This window comes from Kitasatospora sp. NPDC093558 (assembly GCF_040683475.1).
Taxonomy (GTDB): Bacteria; Actinomycetota; Actinomycetes; order Streptomycetales; family Streptomycetaceae; genus Kitasatospora.
On record NZ_JBFBDY010000479.1, the window covers coordinates 1 to 4946 of the forward strand.

5 protein-coding genes are annotated in these 4946 nt (G+C 72.3%); 4 read left to right on the forward strand and 1 reads right to left on the reverse strand.

The annotated features are described in order from the left end of the window. From AB0O00_RS29555 to AB0O00_RS29565, 3 genes are all read left to right on the forward strand, one after another. On the forward strand, nucleotides 1-999 hold a 999-nt coding region (locus AB0O00_RS29555; protein ID WP_363656913.1), incomplete at its 5' end, for a GMC oxidoreductase. A gap of 208 nt (nucleotides 1000-1207) precedes the next feature. Next, nucleotides 1208-2518, forward strand: a complete 1311-nt coding sequence (locus AB0O00_RS29560; RefSeq protein ID WP_363656915.1) for an alkaline phosphatase family protein — start codon at nucleotides 1208-1210, stop codon at nucleotides 2516-2518. A gap of 113 nt (nucleotides 2519-2631) precedes the next feature. Then, nucleotides 2632-3009, forward strand: a complete 378-nt coding sequence (locus AB0O00_RS29565) for a cupin domain-containing protein (protein ID WP_363656917.1) — start codon at nucleotides 2632-2634, stop codon at nucleotides 3007-3009. A gap of 18 nt (nucleotides 3010-3027) precedes the next feature. On the opposite strand, the gene AB0O00_RS29570 is transcribed toward AB0O00_RS29565, so the two are convergent. Continuing rightward, nucleotides 3028-3966, reverse strand: coding sequence for a hypothetical protein (locus AB0O00_RS29570; protein WP_363656919.1), 939 nt, complete (start codon nucleotides 3964-3966; stop codon nucleotides 3028-3030). 452 nt (nucleotides 3967-4418) lie between these two features. Between AB0O00_RS29570 and AB0O00_RS29575 the strand changes: the two genes are divergently transcribed. Beyond that, nucleotides 4419-4946, forward strand: a 528-nt coding sequence (locus AB0O00_RS29575; RefSeq protein ID WP_363656921.1) for a globin domain-containing protein, incomplete at its 3' end; no start/stop codon positions are given.

Genomic DNA, 4946 nt, shown 5'->3' on the forward strand with positions numbered 1-4946 from the left:
GCCGTCGCCTACCTGCACCCGGCCCTCGGGCGGCTGAACCTCACGGTGCTCGCCGGCGCCCGCGCGCACCGGGTGGTGACCGAGCGCGGCCGGGCGGTGGGCGTGGCGGTCGAGCGCGGCGGGGTCGTCGAGGTCGTGCGCGCCGAGCGGGAAGTGATCGTGTCGGCCGGGGCGTACGGCTCGCCGAAGCTGCTGATGCTGTCGGGGATCGGGCCGGGCGCCGAGCTGTCCGCCCTCGGGATCGAGGTGGTCCGCGACCTGCCGGTCGGCCGGGGGCTGCAGGACCACTACATGGCGATGCTCAACTTCCGCACCGACGCGGACTCGCTGATCGGTGCGGCGAGCCCGGAGAACACCGCCCTGCTGGAGCGCGAGGGGCGCGGCCCGCTCACGTCCAACGTCGGCGAGGCCGGCGGCTTCTTCCGCAGCCGCGACGACCTGGACGCGCCGGACATCCAGTTCCACGCCGCCGCGGGACTGTTCCACCAGGAGGGGCTCGGCGCCGTCACCGAGCACGGGTTCGCCTTCGGCCCGTGCGTCCTCGCCCCGACCGGCCGCGGCGCGGTGACGCTGCGTTCCCGGCGGCCGGACGCGGCGCCGCGGATCGTCCACAACTACCTGACGACGGAGGAGGACCGGGCGGCGATCGTCGCCGGGACCAGGATCGCCCTGGAGATCGCGGCGCAACGGGCGGTGGCCGAACTCGCCACCGGGACGTACGGGGACGCGCCGTCCCCGTACGGTTCCGACGCCGACCTCCTCGCGTGGGCGCAGCGCTGCGGGCAGACGCTCTACCATCCGACGTCGAGCTGCGCGATCGGCCGCGTGGTCGACCCGGAGCTGCGGGTCTTCGGTGTGACGGGCCTGCGGGTCGTCGATGCGTCCGTCTTCCCGTCGGTGCCGCGCGGGAACACCGACGCACCCACGATCATGGCGGCGGAGAAGGCCGCGGACCTGATCACGGACGGTGTCCCCCGGCCGGACGCAGCCGCGTTCTGATGCTCCATCGAGTCCACCACCGCGTCGTGTGCACGGGTGTAGGCCGCACGCGCTCGTGGGCGTCCCCCGCTCGGCCTATAGTGGAAAAGGTGGCCACCCGTACCCGGAGACCGGGACGAAATGCCGAGCGGGGAGGCCGAAGTCGTCCGCCCTGCGCCTCGACGTGAGACCGTCCGCCGCTTCACGAGCGCGTGGCAGGAGACCTTCCATGTCGAACAACGGCCGGTTGGACCAGATCGATCACCTCGTGGTCCTGATGCAGGAGAACCGCTCCTTCGACCACATGCTGGGGTTCCTCTACCCCGACAAGAAGACCCCGTCCGGTGCGCCCTTCGAGGGTCTGAAGGGCGACGAGACCAACCCCGGGGCCGACGGCCCGGTCACGGTCTCCAAGATCTCCCGGACCACCCCCGACGCGTACTTCATGCCGGGCGCCGATCCCCGTGAGGGGTACAAGCCCACCAACACCCAGCTGTTCGGCACGGAGGATCCCGGCACCCCCGCCCCCGCCGCGACCATGACGGGCTTCGTCACCAGCTTCATCGACGCCCTGCAGTGGGACCCGCCGAACCACCGGACGGTCCGGCCCAGCGCCAAGCCCGAGACCATCATGGCGTGCTTCACCCCCGACGCCCTGCCGGTGCTGTCGGGCCTCGCGCGCGGCTACGCCGTCTGCGACCTGTGGTTCAGCTCGGCGCCCACCGAGACCCTGCCCAACCGGGCGTTCGCGCTCGCGGGCACCAGCCAGGGTCGAATGGACGACCGCAAGCAGGCCGGCACGCCGCCGTTCGACTTCCCCAGCATCTTCGGCCTGCTCGGCAAGAACGGCACGGACTGGGCGATCTACAGCGACGGCAAGCAGCTGACCCGCTTCGACTTCCCCGACACGACCTCGGCCGACCCGAGCCACTTCGGCGGCTTCACCCAGTTCCGCAACGCCGCCAGGACCGGCACGCTCCCCAAGGGCTTCATCTTCCTCGAACCCGACTGGAGCCTGGCCGGCAACGACCAGCACCCGGTCCACGACGTCTCGCACGGCGAACAGCTGATGCTCGACGTCTACACCGCGCTGCGCACCGGGCCGGACTGGAACAGGACCCTGCTCGTCATCACCTACGACGAACACGGCGGCTGCTACGACCACGTGCCGCCGCCCTCCGGCGCGGTCCCGCCCGACGACGCGGCCGGCGACTTCGGCTTCGACTTCACCCGCTTCGGCGTCCGCGTGCCCACGGTGCTGATCTCCCCCCTGATCGCCCCCGGCACGGTCTACCGGGCCGCCGGCGACACCCCGCTGGACCACACCTCCGTGCTCAAGACGATCGAGCAGCGCTGGGGCCTCGACCCGCTCACCAACCGCGACAAGGCGGCCCCGGGCTTCGGCGACGTCCTCACCCTCGACACCCCACGCACGGACGACCCGCTGACACTGGTGCCGACGTCCGGCGGCCAGACGATGTCCGTGGACAGCGAGTCCTACCTCGACCAGGTCTGCAACGCCCTGGCCCGGCAGGCCTGAACAGCCGTCACGCGGGGGCGGTTGCGGGCGCGGGCTGTTCCACGAGGTTCTGTACCTACTAGTATGTACGGCAGGAGTCGATCAGCGCACGAGACCGAAGGACGCACACCCGCATGCAGATATCCCGCGCTCCCCGCACCGCCGTCCCCGCCTCGCAACCGGTGCCGCCGCTCGACCGCGTCGTCGTCCTGGACACGAAGCTGCCGGAGCCGCTCGCCACCGGGCGCGTCGAGGTCCGGCGGATCACCATCGCCCCCGGCTTCGCCGCCGGGGCGCACACCCACAACGGCCCGGTCTTCGGCAGCATCGAGACGGGCTCGGCCGTCTACCAAATCGACGGCGAGCCCGAGACCGTCCTCCTGCCCGGCGACGTGTTCTACGAGCCCGAGGGCGTGCGCATCGCGCGTTTCGACGCGCAGGAGGACGGCGTGACGTTCCTCGGGTACTTCCTGCTCCCGGACGGCCTGGAGCCCGAGATCGCCTTCGTCTGAGCCCCTGGCCGGCAGGTCTCAGAGCGCCTTGGCCTGCCAGTACGTGAACCGCTCGATCGGGTCGCCGTCGAGCGACCACGGCCACTCGGTGACGGTGTCGCCGATCGCCTCGAAGACGGCGCCGGCCTCGCGGACGCGGCCGGCCTGGACGAGGGCGTACGCGAGCAGGTTGAGGTCGGCCAGGGCTGTCGCGTGCCGCAGGTGGCCCTGGCGGGGCCAGGCGGCGAGGGCCGCGTCCAGCGCGCCGGCGGCCCGGCTGTGCGTCCAGAGGCGGCGGGCGAGCAGCGCCTCGACGCCGCCCTTGGCGGCGGTGCGATCGTGCTCGTCGACCAGGGCCACCAGCTCCACGCCCGCGACCGGCGAGGCCGGCGGCGCCGACGCCCTGAGCGTCTCCACGAAGTCCAGCTGGCTGCTGCGCGAGCCGCACTCCTCGGGCGACAGGTAGCGGAGCATCTGCAGGGAGGCCTCGCGGTTCCAGGGGTCGCGGGAGGTCACCTCGGCCAGGACGGCGTACAGCTGGCGCGGCTCGGCCCGCATCAGCCGCAGGATCCCCAGCAGCACCACCCAGGGCATGGGGTCGCCCGGCGCGACCTCGGCGGCGCGGTAGCAGTGGTCGGCGGCCGCCCTGGCGTCGTCCATCCGCCCGGCCGCCCGGCCGCGGACCAGCTCGACCCAGCCCTCGAACACCATCGGGTCCGCGCCGCGCCTGCGCAGCCGCCAGGACCGCGAGAACGCCGACGGCGCGGCGGCCTCGGCGAGCACGGCGAAGCGGTGCGCCCGGCGGTCCGGGTCCCGCCCGGCCTCCAGGAGCAGCCGCTCGACCTGGTCGATCTGGATGTCGTCCGGCGCGAGCCGTCCGGCGGAACCCAATTGCCGCCGGACGCGGCCGAGTTGGACGTCATCGAGTTCCGGCCGCACCCGCGGACCGGAAGCGCGGAGCCTTCGGAATATCGACACGCGCCGCAGCGTAGGACTCCGGGAGGAATGCCGAAAAGTCCCGGGCGGCTCCCGAAAGCGAATTGTTATTTCCGGCCGCTCCGGCGAACCTACCGCCCCGTACAGCCACCGGCGACGGAATTGTTCAGGCAGGTTCCGCAATTTCCCGCCGAACCGCAGGCCGAACCGCGGGCCGAACCGCAGAACGGCCCGCAGACCGGCCCGCAGAACGGCCCGCCTCGCGCGGGCGGACCCTAGCAGCTGCGGCCGCTACGGGCCAGTACCCGCATTTCACAAATGATTCACCGCGCCGACTTGCACATCGGATCGGCACCGTGTGCAGAATGAGCCGATTTTCCGCCCCCACCCGCACCCACCAGCGGGAAGAACGCGAAGAACGCGAATCATTTCGACAGGAGAGGCACCGCGTGAACCTTCGCGCCCAATACCCGGTCAGAAACCAAGCCGAACCGGTGAATTCCCAGGACCACCCACGGCCGACGGCCCCGGACGGCGCCGCCGAGGCCATCCTCTCCCCGTACGAGATCTCCCTGCTACGGGCCAGCCGGGCCGCCGTCGAGCCGTACGCCGCCGACCTCCCCGGCCACTTCTACGCGACCCTGTTCCAGCGCCACCCCGGGGTCCGGGACCTGTTCCCCGAGCACATGGAGATCCAGCACGACAAGCTCCTGCGCGCGCTGATGCTCATCGTCGACCTGGTGGACGAGCCCGCGACCCTCGTCCGGTTCTGCTCCGAACTGGGCCGCGACCACCGCAAGTTCGGCGCCCTCGGCGCGCACTACGCGGCGGTCGGCGAGTGCCTGCTCGCCACCCTGGAGCACTTCGCCGGTCCCGCCTGGACCCCGGCCGTCGCCGCGGCCTGGACCCGCGCCTACACCGCGGCCGCCCAGGTCATGGACGGAGCCGCCACGGCCGACGCCGCCGAGCGCCCGGCGGTCTGGGACGCCCCCATCGTGGACCACGCGCGGCGCGGCCACGAC